Raw genomic sequence first — 23,011 nt, forward strand, 5'->3', positions numbered from 1 at the left:
GGGTGGTGCGGCGGGTCACGGGTTCTCCCCCTTGATGATCTTCGGCAGGTCCTTCTCGTACTCCTCGGCGGTGGTGTCGTCGTCGAAGATGACGTAGCCCTGGTCGGTCTTGGGCGAGAACGCGATCACCTGTGCGCCGTGCATGGAGACGACCGAGCCGTCCTTCTCCTTCTTCGGCGGGTCGATGGAGATGCCGATCTGGCGGGCGCCCGCCTGGATCGTGGGGAAGTCGCCGGTGAGGCCGGTGAAGGACGCGTCACCGGCGCCGGGCAGCCACTTGGCGAGCTCGGCGGAGGTGTCCCGCTCGGGGTCGGTCGTGACGAACACGACCTGGAGCTTGTCCTGGTCGGCCTTGGGGAGTTCCTTGCGGGCCACGGCGATGTTGCTCATCGTCAGCGGGCACACGTCGGGGCAGTGCGTGTAGCCGAAGTAGATGAGCGTCGGCTTGCCCTTGGTGCGCTCCCGCAGGTCGTACGGCCGGCCCTGGGTGTCCTTCAGGACGAGGTTGGGCTTCTCGAACGGCCGGTCGAGCACGGTGGCGGACTTCTCCGCCGGGGCGCCGCCGGACACGTCCGCGACGGAGCCGCCGGACGTGTCCTTGTCCCCGCCGCCGCACGCCGACAGGGTCAGCGCCGATACGGCGACGAGGGCGGCCGCGAGCGCGCCGGTGCGGCGACCCGACCGGGACCGTCCGCCGGTCTTCTGGATGTGCATGGTTTCTCTCTCGGTGTTCCGGGTGGTCCGGGTGTTCCGGGTGTTCCGGGGAGGTCGTCAGGCGGAGCGGCGGCGTCCGGCCAGGACGCCGAAGGCCACGCCGGCGGCGCCGACGAGGATGCCCGCGACGCCGAGGACCCGGGCGGTGGTGTCACTGGAGTCGGCCGCGGCCGCGGTCTTCCCCTCCGTACCGTGGCCGCCCTTGTCCTCGCCCTTGCCGTCCGCGGTGGTAGTGGCACCGCCGTGGTGGTCGTCCGACGCCGCGGACAGCTTCAGGACGGGCGCGGGGGTCGCGGGCTCGGGAGCGCCGTCCTTGGGCTCCTCGATCCAGCGCACGACCTCCTTGTTGTCGTACGTCTGGAGGGCCTTGAAGACGAGCCGGTCGGCGTCCTCGGGGAGCCGGCCCAGCGAGACCGTGAACTGCTGGAACTCACCGGGCGCGATCTTGGCGCCGGTCGACGTCCAGGTGATCTTGGTGGCGGCCTCGGTGATCTGCTTCCCGTGCACCTCCAGCGGCTTGGCCAGCTTGGCCTTGGTGACCTCGGCCTTCCAGCCGGGGAGCGGCTGGGTGGAGACGGACGCGATCGGGTGGGCGGCCGGCAGCGAGACCTCGAGCTTCACGGTGGAGGCCTTGTCCCGCTCGTTCGGGACCTTGAAGTTCACGGTGGCGTACCCGCCCTTGGCGGCCTCGCCCTGCGGCTGGACGCTGACGTGGGCGAACGCGGTCCCGGAGAGCAGGACGACGGAGGAGACGGCGACGGTGCCGGCGAGGGCGACACGGGAGGAAAGGTTCATTTGGGAGCACACTCCACGGGGTCACATCGGTGGACGCGTGCGCACGGGCGCGGGGACGCGCGGGCGCACCACGGCGCCACTCCCGTCGAGTGGGCCGTGTCAGGCGGCGAGGGCGTAGAGCAATACGGCCGGCGGGCCGCGCCTGATCACCGTGTGCGCGAGTGCGTCCGCCGAGGCCGGCGGCGGAGGGTCGTCCTCGGTGCGCGGCGCGGGTCCGCCCGCGGGCAGCGCGGGCAGTCCGGCGGCCAGGGCGCGTACGAGGACGAGGGCGCCGCGCAGGGCGCGGACGAGCGCCCCTTCGGCGACCTCGGTGGCGCCGTGCGCCGACAGCCGGGCCAGCTTCAGCAGGGCGAGGTCGCCGCGCCGCAGCAGCCACCCGGTCGCGAGGGCGGCCAGCAGGTGCCCGAGGACCATGGGGAGGCTGGGCAGCAGCCCGGCGGCGGGTTCCGCCGCGTGGCCCGGATGGCCCGCGTGGCCCACCGGCGAGGCGGCGGCCGGGTCGATCCCGGCGCGGGTGACGATCCGGTGCGCGTCGGCGGGGCTCAGCGACGACGCGCCGGCCCCGCACACCAGTTTGGCCGCCATTCGGATCAGTGCGTCGTCCGCCCGGCCGCCGATATCCACCGTGAGCTGCTGTCGCTGTCCGAGCCCGAACAGCGCGTGCAGCCCGAGCTGGCCGCCGGCCAGGGCCGTGGCGATCACCGGGAGCGAGCGTTCGCGCCCGGCGAAGGGCACGGTGAGCACGAAGACGAAGAGGAACCCGAGGGCCGTCGTCCACCACGGGACCGTCTCGCAGGCCGCGAGCACGTGCCCCAGCGCGGACAGCACGAGGCAGACCGCGGTGAACACCGCGGCCCTCAGCAGCCGCGGACCAGCGGAAGGGGCAGACATGGCCGGGCCATCATCGCACTGCGGCCCTCGCCGCCACACGGCAGGTCCGGAAGGTCACCGTTTCGCCGCCGGAGTCCGCAAGGCCCCGACAGAACCCGACACACACCGACATACACCGGCGTACGGGCTACGCATATCCGCCGAACGGGGTCCGTCGCGTCAACGCGGCGCTTACGACCGACAGGCGGGGGCAATACGTAACGGTATGTCGAGCCGCAGCCAGGAGGCTGGAGCATGAGCATCTGGTGGTCTCTCCATTTGCGGCGCGAGGCCGCGAGCGTCCCGCTCGCCCGACGCCTCCTCCTCGGCACCATGGAGACCGCGGGCGTCGACCCGGAGATCTCCTACGACCTGTCCCTCGCCCTCACCGAGGCGTGCGCCAACGCGGTGGAGCACGGCGGCCGGACGGAGACCGGGGACGTCTCGGCGGAGTACCGGGTGACCGCCTACCTGGACGGCGAGAAGTGCCGCATCGAAGTGGCCGACTCCGGGCCCGGCTTCCCCGCGGGACCCGCCCCGGCGGTCCGCCGCCCCGCCCTGGAGGCCGAGAACGGACGCGGCCTGCGCCTCATCGAAGAGCTCGCCGACCACGTCCACTTCGGCAACAGATCGGGCCGCGGCGGCGCGGTCGTCAGCTTCGACAAGATCGTCAAGTGGCGTACGGACGCCCCGCTGGTGGCGTCCTGACGCACCCGTGACGAAGGCCCCCCGCCGGCGTACCGGCGAGGGGCCCGTCACACTCCGCGGGGTCAGCCCCTCAGGCCGGCCATCCACGCCTCGACCTCGTCCGACCGGCGCGGCAGCGCGGCCGACAGGTTCCGGTTGCCGTCCTCCGTGACCAGGATGTCGTCCTCGATCCGGACGCCGATGCCCCGGTACTCCTCCGGCACGGTCAGGTCGTCCGCCTGGAAGTACAGGCCCGGCTCGACGGTCAGGCACATGCCCGGCTCCAGCACGCCGTCCACGTACGTCTCGGTCCGCGCGGCCGCGCAGTCGTGGACGTCCATGCCCAGCATGTGACCCGTGCCGTGCAGGGTCCAGCGGCGCTGGAGGCCCAGTTCCAGGACCTTCTCCACGTCCATGTCCCCCAGCAGGCCCCACGACACCAGCCGCTCGGTCAGCACCCGCTGCGCGGCGTCGTGGAAGTCGCGGTACCGGGCGCCCGGCCTCACCGCCGCGATGCCCGCCTCCTGGGCGTCGTACACCGCGTCGTAGATCTGGCGCTGGAGGTCGCTGAAGCGGCCGTTGATCGGCAGGGTGCGGGTGACGTCCGCCGTGTAGAGCGTCGTCGTCTCCACGCCGGCGTCCAGCAGCAGCAGCTCACCGGAGCGGACGGCGCCGTCGTTGCGCACCCAGTGCAGGGTCGTGGCGTGCGGGCCGGCCGCGCAGATCGAGCCGTAGCCGATGTCGTTGCCCTCGACGCGGGCGCGCAGGAAGAAGGTGCCCTCGATGTACCGCTCGCTGGTCGCCTCGGCCTTGTCCAGGACGCGTACGACGTCCTCGAAGCCGCGCGCGGTCGAGTCGCAGGCGCGCTGGAGCTCGCCGACCTCGAAGTCGTCCTTCACCAGGCGCGCCTCGGAGAGGTACACCCGCAGTTCCTCGTCGCGCTCGGCGGTGACCTTGTCGGTCAGGGCCGCCTCGATGCCCGCGTCGTGGCCGCGCACGTTGCGCACCGGGCCGGTGGCCTCGGCGAGCGCGGCGGGCAGCTCGCGCACGTCCTTGGCCGGGATGCCGAGCAGCTGCTCGGCCTCGGCGAGGGAGTGGCGCCGGCCCACCCACAGCTCGCCCTGCCCGTCCAGCCAGAACTCGCCGTTCTCCCGGTCGGAGCGCGGCAGCAGGTAGACCGTCGCCCGGTGGCCGCCGGCCTTCGCCGGCTCCAGCACCAGCACGCTGTCGTGGGTGTGGTCGCCGGTGAGGTAGGCGTACTCCGTGGAGGGGCGGAAGGCGTACTCGGTGTCGTTGGACCGGGTCCTCAGGTTGCCCGAGGGGATCACCAGGCGCTCGCCGGGGAAGCGCGCCGACAGCGCCGCGCGGCGGGCGGCGGTGTGCGCCGCCTGCGGGATCGGCTCCAGGCCGTGCAGCTCGGTGTCGGCCCAGCCGGACTTCATGTTCTCGGCGAGCTCGTCGGACACGCCCGGGTACAGGCCGTTCTTGCGCTGCTTGATCGGCTCTTCCGACTCTTCCGGGCCCGCTGCGGCAGCAGCAGAGTCGATTGCAGCCGGGGTGAGCTCTTCGGCCACGGGTCCGCCTCCTGTTGGTACGACACACGATGTCCCCGCGCTCTCGACTGTGGTCGAGCAGGGGTGCCGCCCCCATCGTACGGTCGTGCGGTCCGCCTCCCCAGGGCCTTACGTCCCGCCCCGGTCAGTCGAAGCGGGCCGCCAGGATCACCACGTCCTCGTCGCCGGTGCCGCCGTCCGGCAGCAGGGTGCGCAGCACGTGGTCGGCGATGGCGCCCGGGTCCTTCCGGTCCGCCCTGGGGACCGTGACCGCCGCCGCGTGCAGCCGGGCGAACGCCCGGTCCATCGACTCCCCGGTACGGCGCAGCAGCCCGTCCGTGTGCAGGAGCACCGTCTCGCCCGGCTCCGGGGTGATCTCCACGCTCGGCGCCTCCCAGCACGCGAGCATCCCCAGCGGCGCCGACAGCGACGTCTCGACGAACTCGGTGCGCCGCTCGCCGACGATCAGCGGCGGGGTGTGCCCCGCCCCGGCGAGGACGATCCTGCGGTGGGCGGGCTCGGCGTACGCGAACAGCGCGGTCGCCGACCGGGCCGGCTCGGTCAGCCGCAGCAGCAGCTCCAGGTCGGACAGGACGGCGACCGGGTCCTCGCCCTCCATCACGGCGTACGCGCGCAGCGAGGCCCGCAGCCGCCCCATGGCGGCCAGCGCGCTCGGCCCCGTCCCGGACACCGACCCGACCGCGAGGCCCAGCGCGCCCTCCGGCAGCGGCAGCGCGTCGTACCAGTCGCCGCCGCCCCGCGCTCCGGTGCGGTGCCGGGCGGCGAGCCGGACGCCCGGGACGCGCGGCAGCCGGCTCGGCAGCAACTCCTCGGTGATGGTGGCCATCCGGGCGCGGCCGCGCTCCAGCTCCAGGAGCCGGGCCAGGTGCTCGGAGGCGTACCGCCCGTAGAGGCCGACGAGGTGGCGCCGTCCCTCGCCGGGTTCGGCGGGCTCGTCGTACAGCCAGACGGCGGCGCCCAGCCGGCCGGACGCGTCGGTGGCGAGCGGTACGGCGTAGCTGGCGGCGTAGCCGAGGCGGGCGGCGACCTCGCGGTGGCGCGGGTCGAGGCCCTCGTCGGCGAACAGGTCGGGGACGGCGACCGGGGCGGGCGGGCGGCGCTCGGACGGCGCACCGGAGAGGGGCTCGCCGGGGAGGCCGTCGAGGATGCGGCCGTAGGAGGTGGCGCCGCGCGGCACGGTCTCGATGGTGCCGAGGTCGGCGTGGGCGAGGCCCAGTCCCATGGTGGTGGTGGGCCCGAGGCCGTCGGCCGGTTCGAGGACGGCCATGCCGCGGCGGGCGCCGACGAGCGCGGCGCCGGCGCGCAGCAGTTCCTGGAGGGCCTCGTCGAGGGTGCCGGTGCGGACGAGGCGTTCGGTGAGTTCGTGCAGGGTGGTGAGGTCGGAGACCCAGCCCGCCAGCCTGTCCTGGATCATCGCGCCCGGCGCGACGGGTGGGGTCGGGAGGCCCGCAAGGGGCTCCGCAGTGTGCGCGGGCGCCGGAACAGTGGGATCGATTCCAGCCACTTTCGGCAGGTGAGGGGCGCTCATGGCAGCCGGCTCTTCGACGGGTGCGTTTCGCTGGATAGCATCGCAAACCCCCATGTCAATCTGCGCCGCTGTCACTGCAACCACATCTACACGCAGAAGTGAGGGGATGTCCAGCATTGTCACGGGGCAAGCGTGCGGTATTTACCTGAGCCGCAACTTGGCTCAAAAATGCTCCCTATGGACAGGATTTGCGGTCGACTGAGCCCCGTTCGAAAAGGAGCACCTCCCCCGGGCGGCGTCGGCAGGCGCGGTGCGGAGGGGCGTCGTTCCGAGTGGGCCGGGTACGTAATCGGTGTCGGCCAGGGGCAGTTGGGGAGAGCCGGGAACCCGGCGGGGAGCCCCGGCGTCCCCACCATGGAAGGCCCCACCCCATCCCCGAGTGGCGGGGAAAGAGAACAGCGGGACCAGCGGGACAGCCAGTGCGCGCCAGGGGCGCGCCACCCCTCGCCACGCGTTCAATGGCCGGACGGACGGCCCGCGCCCACCGGCACGGGGCGGCGACGCACCGGACCGTACGCACAGTGAAGTGACGCACACCCTGTTGTGATGTGGATGACCTCGGCGTTCAACGGAAAGGAACGAGCGCTCATGCGCGAGATCCTCGGAAGGCGACGCAGGCTCCGGTTCCGGCGCAAGAGGAGGCCCGCCCACCTGGATGCGGCGCTCCTGTGCGCCACCGAGTGGCGGTGGCCCGTGCTCCCCGGCGTGGGGCTGACGGCGGCCGGCCGCCCCGGCGACCGGGAACGCGGCTGTGCCTGTCCCGACCCCGAGTGCGTCGTACCCGGCGCACACCCCTTCGACCCCGGCCTGCTCGCGGCCTCCACCGACGAACGCATGGTGCGCTGGTGGTGGACCAACCGCCCCGACGCCCCGGTGGTGCTCGCCACCGGAGGCCGCGCGCCGTGCGCGGTGAGCCTGCCCGCCGTCGCCGCGGCCCGGGCCCTGGCGGTGCTGGACCGGACGGAGATGCGGCTCGGCCCGGTGGTGGCGACGCCCACCCGCTGGTCCCTGCTGGTGGCCCCGTACACCCTCGAACAGCTCGGCGAGCTGCTGTACGTCAAGGACTGGGTGCCCAGCTCGCTGCGCTTCCACGGCGAGGGCGGCTACCTGGTGCTGCCGCCGTCGGACACCGGGACGGGACAGGTCCGCTGGGAACGCGCGCCCCTCGCCGGGTCGGCGGCGCCGTGGCTGCCGGACGTGGAGGCGGTCGTGGACGCGCTGGTCGAGGCCAGCACGAGCGCCCCGGACGGCGGCAGCCGCCTGCGGTACTGACGCGGTGCGCCGCCCCCGGGCGGTTCCCCGGCCCCGCCGCCCCTCGTACGTCACTCGTACGGGTGTGAGCGGGGCCGAGTTGTACGGGAATCGGGCGCACGGCTCCCGGATCGGCCGCGCGCCGCCGATATCGTCGCCCCACCGTCAAGCATCCCGGCCAGCGTCAAGCGTCCCGGCCAGTTGGGCAGGTGGGCTCCCCATGAATCTCCGTGTGACCGGGCTCGGGGCCGTCGTGGTGCTCACCGCGCTGCTGCCGCTCGCCGCATCCGCCGGCCCGGCCGGCGACCCGGAGGCCCCGGCGGGTCCGGCCACGGACGCGGCTCCGGGTACGGGCCCGGGCGCGGGCCCGGGAACGGCGGCGGCACTTCTGGCCGGAATCGACTCCCCGGCCTCCGCCCCCTCCGCCCCTCCCGCCCCAACGCGGCCGCCCGCCCGCCCGAGCCGGGCGAGCTGCGGGCCCGAGGTGGCGTCGCCGGACGGCGTGGAGGCACAGACGTGCGTCCTGACCGAGGACCGGGACACCTGGGCGCGCACCTACTACCGCAATGCGACGGGCGGAGAACTCGTCGCCGTACTCACCTTGATGGGCCCCGGCGGGCGCACCGTACAAGCGCATTGCGACGTACGGGCGGAGGACGAGCCGGGCGTGTGCGAGACGCCCAGGGAGCCGTCCCGCGGCACTTCCGCCGAATACACGGCGGTGGCGGAGTTCGCGGAGAGCGGGGAAAGCGCGCTGTTGCTGCGATCGGGGAGCAACTCACCCGACCCCGCGGCCAGTTGAGCCGCTGAAGCGGAACATCTCATTCCGCGGAAATGGAAGGGCCCGGTCGCTGGCGACGGGGGATGCACCAGCGACCGGGCTTCAAGCACCGTAACAAGAGATCGGCTGTTCGCAAATTCGATCTCAGTTATTCGGACAGGGATTTACCCTCGGGTACGGGTCGTTGTGGCGGAAGTCACCGACCGGTCGGGATGTGGACGACTTCCCTCTCTGCTAAACGCCTCAGCTAAGGGTGACCTGGCGGTTGGTGAGACCGCCGCGGGCCCGCCGCTCCTCCGCCGTCAGCGGGGTGTCGGCGGCCAGCGCGCCCGCGAGCCGCTCCGCGAAGTCGGCGGCCGGCTGCTCGCAGTCCTTCGCGCCCATCCCGGTCGGCAGGTCCCACACCGGCACCATCAGGCCGTGCGCCCGGAAGGAGCCGACCAGTCGCGTCCCCTCGCCGAGCGACGACGCACCGGCGGCGTGCAGCCGGGCCAGCGCGTCCAGCAACTGCTCCTCGGGGTGCGGCATGACCCACCGCAGGTGGTTCTTCTCCGGCGTCTCGCACCAGTACGCGGCGTCCACGCCGGGCAGCTTGACAGTCGGGATCGCGGCGGCGTTCGCCCGCTCCAGGGATGCGGCCACCTCCGGCGACGCGCTCTTCTCGGAGTCCGGCACCCAGAACTCGAAGCCCGAGTGGACGACCGGCTCGAAGCCCGCGTCCGCGTCCAGCAGGTCCTGGAGCCGCGGCCCGTCCGCCGGCACCCGCTGGCCGCCCACCGGCGTACCCGGCTCGGCCACCAGCGCCCGCTGGAGGGTGTCCGCGAGGTCCCGGCTCAGGTCGCCGGAGGAGGTGTCGTTCTGGAGCGCGAGCAGCACCGAACCGTCGTCGCGGCGCAGCGCGGGCCAGGCCATCGGCAGGACCGTCGCCAGCGTCACGGAGGGCACGCCCTCGGGCAGGCCGCCCTTGAGGTGGAGCGGTGCGGTCGCGGCGGGGACCAGTTCGCGCAGGGCGACCCAGTCGCCCTCGCCGGCCAGCCCCTCGAAGGGCCGCTGGACCAGCTCGGTCACCGCGTGCGCGGCCGCCCGGCCGTGACAGGCCTTGTAGCGGCGGCCCGACCCGCACGGGCAGGGCTCGCGGGCCCCGACGACCGGGATCTCGCGGTCCTGCGCTTGCGCCTGCGGCTTCCCGGCCCTGGTCTGGGGACGCTTCTTGCCCATGGTTCGACTTCTCCCGTAACGGCGGTGCGGCACTGCTGTTGTCGGCCGCGAGCCTAGCCGCCCGAAGACCCCTGACGCCGCCGGACGCCGTCACACGCCGTCCGGCCCGTGACGGTCGCCCGCGCCGGCCGCCGCGCTCGTACGCGCCCAGCGTCCTGCGCGGCCCCGCGGCCCTGCGTGCGGCCTACGCGCCCCGCGCGCCCCCGTCGCCTACGCGTCGTAGACGTCGCACGCGTCGTACGTCCCGTACACGTCCAGGAAGTCGAAGCCGGGAGCGGTGACGCGCGTAGCGAAGTCGTCGCGCCGGTGGCCTCCCGTGAGGACCACCCACACCGTCACCTCGCCGCACGCGCTGTCGCGAACGCCCCAGTCCTGGGCCAGCGCGCTGATGATGTTCAGCCCCCGGCCGCCGCGCGCGGTCACCGAGGGCGTGGACGGAACCGGGCGGGTCGGGCCACCGCCGTCCGTCACCTCGACGGTCAGCGCGCCCCGCTCGTCCACGCGCCAGGCGGCCCGGACGTCACCGTCGCCGACCTCCACGCCCCGGCCCAGCGGTCTGCCGTGCCGGCAGGAATTGCTGAGCAGTTCGGACAGGACGAGTACGGCGTCGTCGACGACCGATTCGGCCACACCGCCGCGGCGGAGCTGCTCCCGCATGCGACGCCGCGCCTCACCCACGCCCGCAGGGCCATGGGGTACGGCCATGCTCGACGACGTGGGCACCTCCTGTGCCACCACCAACGCCACCCCCGAGACCTCCTTTGCCCCACGCCACGGAGTGGATGCCCCAATGGACTGGACCGGAAACCGGCCAATCGCCGTGCGGTGGGGCACTCGGCCCGGGCGATCACACGGTGAACGCGCCGGGGCACTCCCCGTAACGGGAGTTACAGGCGGCCCAGTTGGGTCAGAACCTGTTTGGGGCGGTTGGTGATGATCGCCTCCACGCCGAGCCGGGCGCACAGCTCGACGTCCTGCGGCTCGTTCACCGTCCAGACGTGGACACGGTGGCCCGCTTGGCGCAGGCGGTCGACGTAGCCGGGGTGGTTGCGGACGATCCGGATGGAGGGCCCGGCGATCCGGGACCCTGCGGGCAGGCGCCCGTCGCGCACGCGCGGGGTGAGCCACTGCATCAGGTACACGGTCGGCACGGCCGGCGCGGCCGCGGCGACCCGGTGCAGCGAGCGGGCGGAGAAGCTCATGATCCGTACGGGAGTGGTGGTGCCGGTGCGCGGCCGGGCCAGCCCGTACCGCTCCAGCAGCTCCACCAGCCGCGCCTCGACCTGGCCGGCCCAGCGGGTGGGGTGCTTGGTCTCGATGGCCAGCTCGATGCGCCGGCCGGCGTCGGCCACGAGCGCGAGCAGCCGTTCCAGGGTCAGGACGGAGGTGTACTGCGGGTCGCCCCAGTCCGGGCTCTCGTTCGGGTCCTTCCAGGCGCCGAAGTCCAGCGCGGCCAGATCGGCCAGCTCCAGCGTGGAGACGGCGCCGCGACCGTTGGAGGTGCGGTTGACGCGGCGGTCGTGGACGCAGACGAGGTGGCCGTCGGCGGTGAGCCGTACGTCGCACTCGAGGGCGTCGGCACCGTCCTCGATCGCTTTCATGTACGCGGCCAGGGTGTGCTCGGGCGCGTCCTCGGAGGCGCCCCGGTGGGCGACGACCTGGATCGTGTGCTCGCGTGCGTGGGTCACCGCGACATGGTGCCACCGCTGTTCGGCCCTCTTCGACAGGCGTCTGATTTGCCGGAAATAAAGGATGGTCCGCAGACGCACAGGTCCGGCTTACAGTGGCCTGACGGGCGGTGGGAAAAGCTGACCGCAGACACCTGCACTGCGGACCTGCCGAAAGACGACACAGACGACGTGGAACCCGAGGAGAACGAGCTGTGAGCACTGAGAACGAGGGCAACGCGGTGCCGTCCGCCCCGTCCACACCTCCCGCGCCGCCCTCGTCCGCGCCGGCGGAGGGGGCCCGTGCGACGGGACCTGCGGCATCGCCGGAACCGTCCCGCACCTCGCCACCGCACCCCCCGGCGCAGACCCCCGAGGGCGCGCCGCACCCTCCGGCGCACGCCCCGGAGGTCATGCCGCACCACACGCCCCCGGTCCCGCCCGGCACGGGCTGGCCGCCCCCGCCGCCCCCGCCCGCCTGGGGCGCCCCGCAGCCGCCGGCCGCCGCCGGACCGTCACGGAAACGTTCCGGCGGGCTGGTCGCCGCCGTCCTGGTCGCCGCGCTGGTCGCCGGCGGCGTCGGCGGCGGCATCGGCTACTGGGCGGCCGAGCGCAACGACGGCGCCAACAGCTCCACGACCGTCGCCGCCGGCGAGGCGCCGGCCTCCTTCAAGCGGGAGCCGGGCACGGTCGCCGCGGTGGCGAACAAGGCCCTGCCGAGCGTCGTCACCATCGAGGCCAAGGCCGGCGGCTCGGGCGGCGCCGAGGGCGAGGGCGGCACGGGCACCGGCTTCGTCTACGACAAGGAGGGCCACATCCTCACCAACAACCACGTGGTCGCCTCCGCGGCGGAGGGCGGCACCCTGTCCGCCACCTTCTCCAACGGCAAGAAGTACGACGCCGAGGTCGTCGGCCGGGCGCAGGGCTACGACGTCGCCGTACTGAAGCTCAAGAACGCCCCCTCGGGCCTCACCCCGCTCGCCCTCGGCAACTCCGAGCAGGTGGCCGTCGGCGACTCGACGATCGCGATCGGCGCGCCGTTCGGCCTGTCCAACACGGTCACGACGGGCATCATCAGCGCCAAGAACCGCCCGGTCGCGTCCGGCGACGCCACCGGCTCCGGCGGCAACTCGTACATGAGCGCCCTGCAGACCGACGCCTCGATCAACCCGGGCAACTCCGGTGGCCCGCTCCTCGACGCCCGCGGTGCGGTGATCGGCATCAACTCCGCCATCCAGTCGGCGGGCAGCGGCGGGCTCGGCCAGACGCAGGCGGGCTCCATCGGTCTCGGCTTCGCCATCCCGATCAACCAGGCCCGGAGCGTCGCCGACCAGCTCATCAAGACGGGCAAGCCGGTCTACCCGGTGATCGGCGCCACGGTGAACATGGCCGAGGAGGGCGAGGGCGCCCGGATCGCCCCCCAGGGGGAGGACGGCAGCCCGGCGGTCACCCCGAACGGCCCCGCCGCGAAGGCGGGCCTCAAGGCGGGCGACGTGATCACCAAGTTCGGCGACCGGACGATCGACAGCGGCCCGACGCTGATCAGCGAGATCTGGACGCACCAGCCGGGCGACAAGGTCACGCTCACCTACGAGCGCGGCGGCAAGCAGTCGACGGTCGAGGTCACCCTCGGCCAGCGCCAGGGCGACAGCTGACGCACGCGTCACCCGTACCCGCCTCCCGGAGTGCCGGGGCGCGGGTACGGGCCCACAGTGGGTCCATGACCGCAGACCCGCCACCCGTGACCGTCGCCCCGCCGAACCTCTCCGGCGGCCGCAGCGTCCACACCGACGGCACCACCCTGGGCCTGGCCCACAGCGTCGCCGACCTGGTCGACCTGCTCAGCACCGTGGGCCTGGAACTCGGCCCGGACGAGGTGGCCACGACCCGCCTCATCCACTGGCAGGGCGGCGGCCCCGCGGTCTGGGCCGAGTCACCCCCCTGACCCACCCGCCACCCTCCCCCCACCCGGTACGCTGTAGCCCACCCCGCGGCAGGCGCCGCCGGGCGTGGGTGGGTTGCCCGAGCGGCCTAAGGGAACGGTCTTGAAAACCGTCGTGGCAGCGATGTCACCGTGGGTTCAAATCCCACACCCACCGCAGCAGGTCAGACACGATGTTCTGATCAGAAGGGGTGTCCCGACCAGGGGCACCCCTTCGTCATGAGGTCCTGTCTCACCCTTGACCCGCCCGTGGCTCAGGGACTTCCTGGGGCCGTAACTACTTGGCCTCGGGCCTTGCACACAGTGTCGGGCGGATCCCCGTCAGCACTTCGGCGCGGTTGAGGAGGTGTGGGGCCAGCTCGACGTACCAGCCTCGGCCCACAGCCTGGAGCATCTCGGCAAGGGCGATCTGTTCGCCGATCCGGCCGGCGGGGGTGTCGAGGACGTGGGCGAACTCGGCACGGATGCGGTCGGCGACTGCGGGGACGCGGAGGCTGTTCACGTAGAGCATCGCCGGGTCGTAGCCGACGGGGACGGCGCCCCAGCGCTCCCAGTCCAGGATGACGAGGGGGTCGTGGGTGAGGTTGGCCCACTGGAGATCGGCGTGCCCGGTGACGCGTTCGGTGATGGCCGGGGCGGGGATCCCCAGGAGCTCAGGGAAGACTCGGTCGGCCCAGGACTGGCGGATGGTCTCGCGGGGCGGTTGGGCGGTGCCGAGGGCGTCCAGGCTCTCCCGCAGCGTTGCCCACCAGGAGTCCGGCAGGCCCGGGTCCTCGGTGAGGTCGGGCGTCTCCGGGGAGATGACGGGCTGGGCGACGTAGTCGATCAGCTCCGCCTCGAAGACGTACTCCCCGCCGCCCCAGCGGTACAGGTCGTGGAGGTGCGGTCGGGACACCTTGTCGGACACCCGTTCCTCGGCGAGCGCGATTCCCTCGTTCCGGGTTGCGGGGGTCTTGGCAGTCTCGCCGCAGTGGACGCGGAGCCAGTGGCCGCCCTCGGTGCGGCTGCCGATGGTGCGGCCCAGCCAGCCCCACGCCGGAGCCCCCGTCGTGGTGGTGGACAGGCGAGCAGCGGCGTGGGCCAGGGCGTCCTCCATACGTGCCCTGGTGGTCTCATCCTTGGGCGAGTACATCGGTGACCTTCCTGAGGTGTCCCGGATCGAGCGAGGCGGCGAGGGTGGCCTTCGCAGCAGCCCAATGAGCGGCGGTGCCAGCAGACAGCAGTACCACGTCCAGGCTCGGGCACGAGGCCGCGGCGAGGAGACCGGCGGTGCCCGGCGACGCCCCGGGGCGGATGAGCTCTGCGAGTTCAGGCGTGATGAGGCGAGGCAGTTCTCCACCGTGCAGAGGAGAGGATCCGAAGGTGATCAGGCCAACCGCACGAGCCAGGACGAGGGGACCCCGGCCATCGAGGGCGAGGGCGATCGGCCTTGCCATGACGAGGCTGACCGGCTGTTGGACGGCCCGCAGGTGATGTTCACCCGAACCAGCGGCCTCGATGGCCAGGCCCAGGAGTTCGGGCACGGAGAAGGCGTCATGCAGGAACCCTGACCAGGTGGCCACGCCGTACCCGCCGACCCTGCCCCCGCAGGCGAACTCCTCCAGGACCGCGAACACCTCACGAAGCGCCGGATGAAGCTCCGCGGGACGGAGGTCGGCGTGCTCCGGGTTGTGGACGAACACGAGGTCGATCCGGCCGAGAGCGGCCAGAGACCGTTCCGTCTGCCAGCGGACGAAGGCGGGGGCGAGGCTGTGTCCGGCCCGAACCTGGGAGGCGGTGAGAAGGCCGGCCCGCAGAGCAGCCGCGCCTTCCTCCGGGGTGAAGAAGCCTGTCTTCGTCGCCACCATGGCGCGCGGGTGGTCGGCAATCACGGGGCCGAGCGCCTGGTGGGCACTGCCGTAGTTCGGGGCGGTGTCGATCCACACGAGCCCGTCGGCGCACGCGGTGCGGGCTGCCTCTTCGACGGCACGAACCCGGTACGTCCCGAGCCCCAGGGAAGCGGTCACGAGGAGCCCCCGAGCACGGCGACGGCCTGACCGGCAACCAGCGCGGAGACGACCTCCGCCACCTGGACGACGGTGAGACCGGACTCGGCGGCCAGGTCTGCGAGGGTGGCCGGCGGTCCATCGGCGAGGAGGCGGAGAACCGGAGCGACGGGGAGGGCGAAGGTCCACCCGTTCCCCGCTCCGGCGAAGGTGACGGCCTGGTCGTCCTGGTCGATCCGAGCACAGGGCACCGTGGCCTGGACGGTGATGCCCGGTTCGGCGGGAACAGCGGTGAGGTGGGGCAGCGACAGGCGCGGGCGTCCGGGGTGCGTCACGTCCAGGGACGCCTCCCAGCGGTCCAGAACCGCAGGTTCGTCCAGGGCAGCCAGTACGTCCTTCCGTACGGCAGCCAAGTAGTCCGCCCGCAGCTCGGGGGTGCCGAAGCGCGGGACGTCCGCCCGGACGGTCACGCTCGCCCGGAGGTCGTCACACAGCCAGCCCAGGAACTCGGAGCCGGTCTGCGTGGCGAGCCCAAAGGTGAGGTGGAGAGAGGCGGTGCCCTGATCGGCACTCACTGCGTGCCACCAACCGCGTGGGAGATAGAGCAGGTCGCCGGGCATCAGGACGATGTCCGCGAGCGGGTCCCCCGCCGGGGCCTCGGGTGCTTCCACGTCGCGCCAGGCGGGGGCCTGCCGAGTGGGACCGTAGATCTTCCACCGCTTGGAACCTTCGAGCTGGAGCACCACCACGTCGTGGTCGTCCCAGTGGGTGCCGAAGCCTTCCTCGGCGGTCCACGAGGCGTACGCGTTGACCTGCACGGGGGTGCGGAAGAACCGTTCGAGACCGACCGCGGCTTCCCGGACGGGCGGGTGGATCTGGTCGATCGCGTCGATGACCAGGGACGCGCCCTCGGCAAGCCGGGCGTGGAACTCGGCAGGCTGCGGTTGGTGCCAGGACACCCCACGACGGTTCGTGCGGAGGACCGAGTACGCGGGCGCGGGGACCACTTGCCCGGCACGGGAAAGCCGCATCCGGGGCGGTTCGAGTCGGTGAGCGGCCACGATCTCGTTGAGGTCGTCCCAGGCCAGCAGCGAGGGCTGGGCGTTGCCATTGGAGCGGATCACTTTGTGGGCCTGGAAGCAGGTCTGGGCGAGGAACGTGTCCCCGCCCAGACGCTCGGCCCACGATGCGGAATCAATCACCGTGGGTCTCCTAGGTCGATCAGCTGTCGTTCATGTCCGACCGGCCGCCCGTGTTGTCCGAGGCTTCCTCGGCACGCGAGCGGGCCGCGGCGATGCGGCGGACACCGATCAGCAGGCCGCTGGTCTCCTCGGTGGGAGCGTTCTCGTTCATCCCTGTACTCCTTCCTGATCTCGATGGATCCCGCCAGGGCCCTGGCGGGAAATCTGTGGGTCAGTTCCCGGGGTCTCCGGCTACGGCTGGGTGACCACCAGGACGCTGACGGTGATGACGTACAGGAGGCGGCGAGCTGCTGACGCCAGCCCCATGGGACGCGTTCAGTCAGCCGCGTTCCAGACCGGAGGGGCCCTCGACCACCCACTCCACCCCACCGCCCTCCGGCCGGACGACGACGGCGTTCTGCATGACGGCACGGGCCTTCGGGTCCGGCCCGGGTCTGACGCTGACGATTACGGCTATTGGTGGATACTGCGCCTCTCCTAGGTCTCGGGCGGGCACTGCACTCCAGCGAGTGGGAGGCCTTTCCGGGCGGCTGTGACCAGTCAACTGCCGTCGACGTTTGGACGGATGGGCCAGAAGGCATGGCCATTCCGGGAACATGGCCAGGTTTTATGGCCAGGCTGGGCTCCGGGCTCTGTGGACGGCCGAGGATGGCGATGACGACCACGAACGAGGACGATGGCGTGGAACCGATCGGACTGCTGTTGCGCCGCCTGCGAATGGCCAGCGGGCGCACACAGGAGGAACTGGCGGCTGATCTCTCCGCGCGTCGGGGGTACCCGCTGGAGCAGGGTGCGGTGTCGCGGTGGGAGACCCACGAGCGTCTTCCGGACCCGGCTTCACGGGCGCTGCTGTCGGCCGAGTTCGGTGTGCCGGAGGAGGAATTGCGGCGGACCGTCACCCTCGCCCGGCGTCTGCGGCGTCAGGAGAAGAAGCACCAGACCGATCAGGAGAACGATGTGTTCGACCGCCGTGGATTCCTTACGGCTTCAGCCGGCGCGGGGATCGCCGTCATACAGCCCTCTTCCCTGCTTTCGTCGGGGAGGAGGATCGGGGCAGACGTCCCGAGGCAGTTGAGCCAGCGCACCGCCCGACTCCGACGCTTGGACGACTTCGTGGGCGGCGGGGACTCGTACCACGTGTATGTCCGGGAGCTGGATGACACGATCCGGCTGGCGGACGAAGGGGTCTACAGCGAGGCGACAGGTCGGGGCCTGCGTGGAATCATCGCTGAACAGGCCCAGCTTGCGGGCTGGGCGGCCTACGACGCGGGTAACTACCAGGATGCCCGTGGGCACTACATGACGGCCTTAGCCGCGTCGCGGGCCGCAGAGGACACCGCGCTGGAAGGCAACTCGCTGGCGTTCCTGGCGTACCTGGAGTGGACGGTGGGCGGTGGCTCTGGGGTCACATTCGCCACGGCCGCATACGAGGCCCTTGGCTCGGGGACGGCACCCGTGGTGCGGGCACTGCTGGCAGACCGGCTGGCGTGGCAGCACGCGACTTCAGGGAACGACCGGGAGGCCGACTACGCCCTGGGCGTTGCTGAAGAGGCCCTCCACGAACACAGCGACGAGCCAGGCCCGGACTGGGCGTACTGGGTCGATGCCGACGAGATCGCCATCATGACGGGGCGCTGTTGGGCAGAGCTGCACCGACCGCTACGGGCCATCCCAGCCTTGGAAGACGCTTTGGCCCGGTACGACGACACCCGGGCTCGGGACAAGGCGCTGTACCTGTCATGGCTGGCATCGGCGTACCTGGACGCGGGGGAGGTCGAGCACTCGACCGCGATCACAGCCCGGGTGTTCGACCTCTCCGAAGGACTTGCGTCGATCAGACCGATGGCGCGGGCCCGTCTGATGGTCAAACGGTTGGAGCCCCACCGGTCCCTCGCCCCGGTCGGCGCGCTACTGGAGCGCGCGAAGGGCTAGCGGGTTGCCCGGGTGATCCAGTCCAGGTACTCGGCGCGGCCGGCGTCGATGGTGAACGCGATGACCTCTGGCGAGTCGTAGGGGTGGTTGTCCACCAGGTGCTTCTCCAGTGCCTCGCGACGGCCACCGGTCGTACGGAACGTCACCTGGTACTCGGTGCCCTCGGAAACCTCGCCGAGGTGCCGGTACGTCGTCTCGATGGGTCCGGTCACCTGCCCGGAAGCGGCTAGGCTCGCTTCCACCGCCGAGCGCGACAGCTTCCGCGCGGCGTCCTGGTTGTCCACGGTCGTGATGACGATCAGGAAGTCAGCCATGGGGGCAACGTACTCGCCCCAGGCGTCGCGCCCATATGGGGCCAGTGGACCAGGTGTGGACCGCCGGGTGCCCCGCGGGGTCCTGAGGGTGGGGAACGAGCACGTCAGGCACCCCCAACGTGCCTGCCGAAACACCTCTTGGAAACCGTGGTGCGCGAGTCCCCGTGGGTTCAGATCCCACACCCACCGCCAGATGAACGGCCCCTGACCCGTACGCACGGGTCAGGGGCCGTTCCCGCCCGGGGAAAGACCTGCCGTTCGGCCGGTCAGGGGTGGCGGGCGGCGAGGACGCAGAACTCGTTGCCCTCCGGGTCGGCGAGTACGACCCAGCTCACGTCGCCCTGGCCGACGTCGGTGCGGCGGGCGCCCAGGGCGAGCAGGCGGCGGACCTCCTCGTCCTGTTCCCGGTCGGTCGGGTTGACGTCGAGGTGGAGCCGGTTCTTGCGGGTCTTGCCCTCGGTGACGCGTGCGAACGTGAGGGTCGGGGGTACCGGTCCCGGGCGGTCCCTGCCCTCGGGCACCTGGGGGGAGCCGATGGTGACGACCTCGTCGGTCTTGTCGCGTACCTCGTAGTCGAGGACCGAGCACCAGAACCGGGCGAGACCCTCCGGATCGGCGCAGTCGATCGCAAGCTCGGTGAACTTGCTGGCCATGTCAGGACCTCCCAGTCGCGTGGCGGGGTGGTGAGTGACGATCTTCGTACGTCACCTTGCCGGACACCGGTCGGCCACGCCGGCCGAGGCGGTGCGACCGCGGCGGGAGGGAAGGGGCAGGGGGTGCGGCTCGGGGCTTGGGCGGTCCCATCTGCCCTGTGGCGCAAGTCGGTTGAGGGTGCGTGGCTGCGGCGGTGGGGAACCTGACGGCCCGGCCGGGCGTCCTACTGTTCGAGGTCTACGGAAGGGGCTGCCGTGCAGACGAACGACGCGACGAAGCTGGAGACCACCCTGGCCGACGGCCGGCGCATGACGCTCTCGCTGCCGTCGACGGGCGCGGGCTGGGCCGCCGACGGGGTGGGCGCCCTGCGGGCCGTGCCGGCGACGCACACCGGACGTGGCCAGGAGCCGCCCGCGCTGCCCACCCGCCAGCCCCTGCCGCTGGAGGTCGCCCTGCTGGGCCTCGGGATCTAGGGTCTGCCGGATCTAGGGCGTGCCCTGAGGGCCGACGATGGCGCGGAGGGCCGCGAGGTGGGCGTGGTAGGCGTCGCGGCCGGGGCGGGTCAGGCGCAGCCAGACGCGCTGGCGGGTGTCGCGTACCGCCTTGCGCTGTTCGACGTAGCCGGCGTCCACCAGGACCGTGACGTGTTTGCTCAGGACTGAGGCGGAGACGCCCAGTTCCCGTTGCAGCGTGGCGAACTCGGCTTCCTCGGCGGTGTCGAGGAGGGCGCAGATCCGCAGGCGGTTGGGGGCGTGGATGGTGGTGTCGAAGCCGTCCATGGGGTCGGCGGGGGAGGCGCTCATGCGGTCTTCCGGTGCAGGCGGACGAAGACGAGGTGGAAGGCGAGCGTCACCGCCGCGCCCGTGACGGAGGCGGCGAACAGCCACAGCGGCTCACCGGTGGCGCGGAAGACGAAGGCCGAGCCCAGCAGGACGGCGGGCAGTCCGACGGCGAGGGGCAGCGTGACGCGCTTGGGCAGGACGTCGAAGCGCAGGGCCACACCGGTCTTCTTGCGCCAGTTGGCCGCGGCCACCGCGAACAGTGCGCCGTAGGCCGCCGTCATCGCGATCAGGATGACGCCCCAGGCCGCCTTGGGCAGCAGCCACTCGGACTCGGCGAGGGTGCCGCCGTAGACCGGCGGTACGGCCGCGGTGTAGAGCGCGAGCGTGGCGGTGAACCAGCGCGGCCAGGGCGTGGCGGACAGGGCGGTGGTGGACGCTCTGATCTGTTCGGTCTCGGCCAGTGCGGCGAGGGCCTGCTGGGCGGTCGGACGAAGGGCTTCCCCGTTGGTTTCCATGACGGAAACAGTAGTGCTGAGTTTCCGGTGTGGCAAGTGTTGTTTTTCCGGAGCGGAAAGTGGCGTTGCCGCTACAGTCGCCGCATGGGGGATTTCGCGAGTCAGGGCCGTACCGTCCTGTGCAAGTCGTGTCACCGGCCGCTCCGTCAGAACCGTCGTTGGTTCCCGCGGGAGTACTGCAACCGGTGGCACAAGATCCGGCACCGCGTGGCCAGCTTCGTCGGCAGCGTGCTCGACAGCGCGTAGCGGCAGGGCCGTGGGCGCGCGGTGGCGCGGTGGCGCGGTGGTGCGGTTGCGCGGGCTGAAAATGCGTTGCCCGTGCGGGCCGCGCGGCGTCAGCATCTCGCCATGAACTCTTCCACCCGTGCCCTGTCGTCCACCGTCGCCGTGATCCCGGTGCACGGGCGACAGCAGTGCGGGCCCTGGCGGGAGCCGGCGCACCCGCGGTCATGATCGGCGCGCTGGTCGCGGGGGCGCTCGCCGGGTACGGGATCGCCGTTCCCGTGGGCGCCGTCGGGGCGTACCTGGTGGCGCTCACCGCGCGGACGTCCCTGAGGGTCGGCGCGGGCGCCGCGCTCGGAGTGGCGACCGCCGACGGGCTGTACGCGCTGGTCGCCGCCGTCGGAGGGTCGGCGCTGGCGCCCCTGGTGGAGCCGTTCGTGGTGCCCCTGCGATGGGCGTCGGCCCTGGTGCTGGTGCTGCTCGCCGGGCACGGCGCGGCCGTGGCGGTCCGCCGGTACCGGGAGCGGCGGACGGCCGCCCGGGACGGCGACGCGCCCGTCGGGCCCCTGCGGGCGTACGTCACCTTCCTCGGCATCACGGTGCTGAACCCCATGACCGTGATCTACTTCGCCGCCCTGGTGATCGGCGGCCGTGGCGCGGCGGCGCCCGCCCCGCTGGAGCAGGGCGCGTTCGTCCTCGCCGCCTTCCTCGCGTCGGCCAGCTGGCAGTTGCTGCTCGCCGGCGGGGGCGCGCTGCTCGGCAGGGCGCTGACGGGCCGGCGAGGCCGCCTCGTCACTGCCCTGGTGTCGAGTGCGTTGATCACCGCGCTGGCGGGGCATCTGCTCCTCTCGGCGCCGTGAGGCGGGCCGCGGAGGCGAGGGTGGCGCGCGCCTCGTGGGTGGTGAGGCCGGTGCGTACGGCGGCGTCGGTGAGGGCGTCCGCGAGGGCGTCGCCGATGCCGCTCTCGTACGCCCGGCAGGCCGCCCAGAAGAGCCGGGCGTTGCGCTGCCCCTCGCGGGCGGCGCGCACGAAGCCGACCAGGCCCTGGCCGGCCGGGGCGCCCCGCCCCGGTGGCGCTGGTGCCGGTGGTGGCGGTGGCGGTGGCGGGACCAGCAGGCGCAGCAGGGCCGGTGGGCAGGGCGCCGGGGGCAGGTGCGCGGTGCCGGGAGCCAGTCGGTACGCGCCGCGGGCGGTGACCGAGCCGGGGCCGGCCAGGTAGCCCCCCGCGCCCCGGATGTCGACGCCGGGGGCGAGCCGTCCGGCCGAGTTCGGGACGGCGGTGCCGGGCGGGCCGGTCAGCCAGAGGTGGCGGCCGCCGCTGGGGGTCAGGACGGTGACGGTCGCCGGGACGGTGAAGCCGTGCTGCCGGGCGAGGCGCCAAAGGACGGCCGGCTCGGTGTCGAGGTCGACCCCGATCAGGTGGTGGGGCGGCCGCCCGCACGCGATGCCGTAGCCGGTCGCCCAGGGCGCGAGGGCGAATAGCGCGCGTACGGCGGCGGGGTCGGCGGTCGCGTCGTGCACGCCGTGCCCGGGGCGGCCGCACTCGCCGCGGCAGTGGACCGGTGCGGGGGCGCCCCGGTGGGGCGAGGGCAGGGCGGGGAGCTTGGTCGGCGACAGGGGGAAGACGGGCAGCCCCCGCTCGGCGGCGGTGAGCGCGTGGGCCAGGGCCAGGGTGGCGGTACGCCGGTCGGTAGCGGCCATGACTCCATGTTCGGGCGTACGTTCGAATAAGGGAAGGGGTGGGATTCGGCCGGAAATGTGCCTGAACGTTTCCCCGCCCGGCGGGAGCGGGATCCGGTGCTCGCCGTGGCGGTCATCGGGCTGTGAGCTGCGGGTTCGAGGACGGGGAGGGGGTTTATCGACGTGTCCTCACGCTTGCGGGGGAAGTGGCGCTCCGGACGGATTCGCCGGGATTCCGGTGGGCAACTCTTCAACCGCGACGTCGTGAACTCGCCCGGAGCGGTCGGCCAACCACTCGGGAACAAGCCGTAGTTGCTCACCTACTCACGCACGTGGTTCCTGGAGGACACACATGGCAAGCATCCGTACCGCTCGCGTCATCGCCGCAGTCGCCGCACTGCCCCTCGCCGCCGGTCTCTTCGCGGGAGTGGCGCACGCCGACACGGGAGGCCTCGCGAGCGACGGATCCAGCGCGTCCGCCGCCTCGGTCAGCGGAAGTGGCGTCGGCGGGAGCAACGCGGGCAACTCCACGACCGGCCAGCAGGTCGCCAACGGCGGTGGCGCGTCGAACCAGAGCAACACCACGAGCGTGAACGGTCCGGGCTTCACCGTCGTCGGCCAGAGCACCCCGACGGTGGACTTCACCCACCTCTGGTAGGCCAGCCCGGAGGGGGCTCAGGGGGCGGGGGCTGGCAGGG

26 protein-coding genes and 1 tRNA gene are annotated in these 23,011 nt (G+C 72.6%); 10 read left to right on the forward strand and 17 right to left on the reverse strand.

The genetic code is table 11. From position 1 onward, the window contains the following. Positions 1-15: 15 nt before the first annotated feature. From EIZ62_RS16480 to EIZ62_RS16490, 3 genes are all read right to left on the reverse strand, one after another. A complete protein-coding gene (locus EIZ62_RS16480; protein WP_156693425.1) occupies positions 16-714 on the reverse strand; it encodes an SCO family protein in 699 nt (232 codons plus the stop codon). Between the two features lie 57 nt (positions 715-771). Further along, the gene (locus EIZ62_RS16485) at positions 772-1,509 is read right to left on the reverse strand and encodes a YcnI family copper-binding membrane protein (RefSeq protein ID WP_156693426.1); all 738 of its coding nucleotides are present in this window, start codon (positions 1,507-1,509) and stop codon (positions 772-774) included. A gap of 99 nt (positions 1,510-1,608) precedes the next feature. Then, on the reverse strand, positions 1,609-2,400 hold the full coding sequence (locus tag EIZ62_RS16490) for a hypothetical protein (protein WP_156693427.1): 792 nt from the start codon (positions 2,398-2,400) through the stop codon (positions 1,609-1,611). A gap of 234 nt (positions 2,401-2,634) precedes the next feature. Here EIZ62_RS16490 and EIZ62_RS16495 point away from each other — a divergent pair, with 234 nt between their 5' ends. Continuing rightward, positions 2,635-3,087, forward strand: a complete 453-nt coding sequence (locus tag EIZ62_RS16495) for an ATP-binding protein (RefSeq protein ID WP_156693428.1) — start codon at positions 2,635-2,637, stop codon at positions 3,085-3,087. A 62-nt stretch (positions 3,088-3,149) separates the two neighbouring features. Here the strand turns inward: EIZ62_RS16495 and EIZ62_RS16500 are convergent, their stop codons facing one another. Both EIZ62_RS16500 and EIZ62_RS16505 read right to left on the reverse strand, forming a co-directional pair. Further along, positions 3,150-4,640 carry an aminopeptidase P family protein gene (locus EIZ62_RS16500; protein WP_156693429.1) on the reverse strand — a complete coding sequence of 497 codons (1,491 nt, stop codon included), beginning with the start codon at positions 4,638-4,640 and terminating at the stop codon, positions 3,150-3,152. Between the two features lie 124 nt (positions 4,641-4,764). Next, the gene (locus EIZ62_RS16505) at positions 4,765-6,285 is read right to left on the reverse strand and encodes a PP2C family protein-serine/threonine phosphatase (RefSeq protein ID WP_156696438.1); all 1,521 of its coding nucleotides are present in this window, start codon (positions 6,283-6,285) and stop codon (positions 4,765-4,767) included. A 471-nt stretch (positions 6,286-6,756) separates the two neighbouring features. Here EIZ62_RS16505 and EIZ62_RS16510 point away from each other — a divergent pair, with 471 nt between their 5' ends. Further along, entirely contained in the window at positions 6,757-7,440 is a 684-nt protein-coding gene (locus EIZ62_RS16510; protein WP_156693430.1) for a bifunctional DNA primase/polymerase, read from the forward strand. A gap of 199 nt (positions 7,441-7,639) precedes the next feature. Further along, positions 7,640-8,221, forward strand: coding sequence for a hypothetical protein (locus EIZ62_RS16515; RefSeq protein WP_156693431.1), 582 nt, complete (start codon positions 7,640-7,642; stop codon positions 8,219-8,221). 222 nt (positions 8,222-8,443) lie between these two features. Here EIZ62_RS16515 and EIZ62_RS16520 read toward each other — a convergent pair whose 3' ends face one another. The 3 genes from EIZ62_RS16520 to EIZ62_RS16530 all read right to left on the reverse strand — a co-directional run bounded on the left by EIZ62_RS16520 (position 8,444) and on the right by EIZ62_RS16530 (position 11,106). Then, positions 8,444-9,418: a DUF5926 family protein gene (locus tag EIZ62_RS16520; RefSeq protein ID WP_156693432.1), complete on the reverse strand. Its 975-nt coding sequence runs from the start codon at positions 9,416-9,418 to the stop codon at positions 8,444-8,446. 210 nt (positions 9,419-9,628) lie between these two features. Continuing rightward, complete coding sequence (locus EIZ62_RS16525) at positions 9,629-10,252, reverse strand: ATP-binding protein (RefSeq protein WP_156693433.1); 624 nt, start codon at positions 10,250-10,252, stop codon at positions 9,629-9,631. A gap of 53 nt (positions 10,253-10,305) precedes the next feature. Further along, entirely contained in the window at positions 10,306-11,106 is an 801-nt protein-coding gene (locus EIZ62_RS16530) for a glycerophosphodiester phosphodiesterase (protein ID WP_156693434.1), read from the reverse strand. Positions 11,107-11,300: 194 nt separating this feature from the next. Here EIZ62_RS16530 and EIZ62_RS16535 point away from each other — a divergent pair, with 194 nt between their 5' ends. The 3 genes from EIZ62_RS16535 to EIZ62_RS16545 all read left to right on the forward strand — a co-directional run bounded on the left by EIZ62_RS16535 (position 11,301) and on the right by EIZ62_RS16545 (position 13,184). Continuing rightward, entirely contained in the window at positions 11,301-12,740 is a 1,440-nt protein-coding gene (locus tag EIZ62_RS16535) for a S1C family serine protease (RefSeq protein WP_156693435.1), read from the forward strand. A gap of 65 nt (positions 12,741-12,805) precedes the next feature. Further along, complete coding sequence (locus EIZ62_RS16540; RefSeq protein ID WP_156693436.1) at positions 12,806-13,030, forward strand: hypothetical protein; 225 nt, start codon at positions 12,806-12,808, stop codon at positions 13,028-13,030. 67 nt (positions 13,031-13,097) lie between these two features. Then, positions 13,098-13,184, forward strand: a tRNA-Ser gene (locus EIZ62_RS16545). 120 nt (positions 13,185-13,304) lie between these two features. Here EIZ62_RS16545 and EIZ62_RS16550 read toward each other — a convergent pair. The 4 genes from EIZ62_RS16550 to EIZ62_RS32750 are packed head-to-tail and all read right to left on the reverse strand — an operon-like array spanning position 13,305 to position 16,365. Then, on the reverse strand, positions 13,305-14,159 hold the full coding sequence (locus tag EIZ62_RS16550; RefSeq protein WP_156693437.1) for a hypothetical protein: 855 nt from the start codon (positions 14,157-14,159) through the stop codon (positions 13,305-13,307). Beyond that, the gene (locus EIZ62_RS16555; protein ID WP_156693438.1) at positions 14,140-15,033 is read right to left on the reverse strand and encodes an aldo/keto reductase; all 894 of its coding nucleotides are present in this window, start codon (positions 15,031-15,033) and stop codon (positions 14,140-14,142) included. Before EIZ62_RS16555 ends, EIZ62_RS16550 begins: the two co-directional genes overlap by 20 nt. Beyond that, complete coding sequence (locus EIZ62_RS16560; protein ID WP_156693439.1) at positions 15,030-16,214, reverse strand: JmjC domain-containing protein; 1,185 nt, start codon at positions 16,212-16,214, stop codon at positions 15,030-15,032. The genes EIZ62_RS16555 and EIZ62_RS16560 overlap by 4 nt, the downstream gene beginning before the upstream one ends. A gap of 19 nt (positions 16,215-16,233) precedes the next feature. Then, positions 16,234-16,365 carry a hypothetical protein gene (locus tag EIZ62_RS32750; protein ID WP_280117746.1) on the reverse strand — a complete coding sequence of 44 codons (132 nt, stop codon included), beginning with the start codon at positions 16,363-16,365 and terminating at the stop codon, positions 16,234-16,236. A 503-nt stretch (positions 16,366-16,868) separates the two neighbouring features. On the opposite strand from EIZ62_RS32750, the gene EIZ62_RS16565 reads away from it, so the two are divergent. Beyond that, positions 16,869-18,146 carry a helix-turn-helix domain-containing protein gene (locus EIZ62_RS16565; RefSeq protein WP_156693440.1) on the forward strand — a complete coding sequence of 426 codons (1,278 nt, stop codon included), beginning with the start codon at positions 16,869-16,871 and terminating at the stop codon, positions 18,144-18,146. Here EIZ62_RS16565 and cutA read toward each other — a convergent pair. Together cutA and EIZ62_RS16575 are read right to left on the reverse strand one after the other, a co-directional pair. Continuing rightward, a complete protein-coding gene (gene cutA / locus EIZ62_RS16570) occupies positions 18,143-18,460 on the reverse strand; it encodes a divalent-cation tolerance protein CutA (RefSeq protein WP_156693441.1) in 318 nt (105 codons plus the stop codon). The genes EIZ62_RS16565 and cutA overlap by 4 nt on opposite strands. A 266-nt stretch (positions 18,461-18,726) precedes the next feature. Beyond that, complete coding sequence (locus EIZ62_RS16575) at positions 18,727-19,113, reverse strand: VOC family protein (RefSeq protein ID WP_156693442.1); 387 nt, start codon at positions 19,111-19,113, stop codon at positions 18,727-18,729. A 255-nt stretch (positions 19,114-19,368) separates the two neighbouring features. Here EIZ62_RS16575 and EIZ62_RS16580 point away from each other — a divergent pair, with 255 nt between their 5' ends. Further along, positions 19,369-19,587, forward strand: a complete 219-nt coding sequence (locus EIZ62_RS16580) for a hypothetical protein (RefSeq protein ID WP_156693443.1) — start codon at positions 19,369-19,371, stop codon at positions 19,585-19,587. Between the two features lie 12 nt (positions 19,588-19,599). Here EIZ62_RS16580 and EIZ62_RS16585 read toward each other — a convergent pair whose 3' ends face one another. Together EIZ62_RS16585 and EIZ62_RS16590 are read right to left on the reverse strand one after the other, a co-directional pair. Continuing rightward, positions 19,600-19,917, reverse strand: a complete 318-nt coding sequence (locus EIZ62_RS16585) for a transcriptional regulator (RefSeq protein WP_156693444.1) — start codon at positions 19,915-19,917, stop codon at positions 19,600-19,602. Then, complete coding sequence (locus EIZ62_RS16590; protein ID WP_156693445.1) at positions 19,914-20,411, reverse strand: hypothetical protein; 498 nt, start codon at positions 20,409-20,411, stop codon at positions 19,914-19,916. The genes EIZ62_RS16585 and EIZ62_RS16590 overlap by 4 nt, the downstream gene beginning before the upstream one ends. A 449-nt stretch (positions 20,412-20,860) precedes the next feature. On the opposite strand from EIZ62_RS16590, the gene EIZ62_RS16595 reads away from it, so the two are divergent. Then, a complete protein-coding gene (locus tag EIZ62_RS16595) occupies positions 20,861-21,493 on the forward strand; it encodes a LysE family transporter (RefSeq protein WP_156693446.1) in 633 nt (210 codons plus the stop codon). On the opposite strand, the gene EIZ62_RS16600 is transcribed toward EIZ62_RS16595, so the two are convergent. Continuing rightward, entirely contained in the window at positions 21,453-22,334 is an 882-nt protein-coding gene (locus EIZ62_RS16600) for a bifunctional DNA primase/polymerase (protein ID WP_156693447.1), read from the reverse strand. The two genes, EIZ62_RS16595 and EIZ62_RS16600, sit on opposite strands and share 41 nt — an antisense overlap. A 331-nt stretch (positions 22,335-22,665) precedes the next feature. Here EIZ62_RS16600 and EIZ62_RS16605 point away from each other — a divergent pair, with 331 nt between their 5' ends. Then, the gene (locus EIZ62_RS16605) at positions 22,666-22,971 is read left to right on the forward strand and encodes a hypothetical protein (RefSeq protein WP_156693448.1); all 306 of its coding nucleotides are present in this window, start codon (positions 22,666-22,668) and stop codon (positions 22,969-22,971) included. Positions 22,972-23,011: the final 40 nt, after the last annotated feature.

It is taken from the genome of Streptomyces ficellus (genome assembly GCF_009739905.1).
In the GTDB taxonomy this organism is placed as follows: Bacteria; Actinomycetota; Actinomycetes; order Streptomycetales; family Streptomycetaceae; genus Streptomyces; species Streptomyces ficellus_A.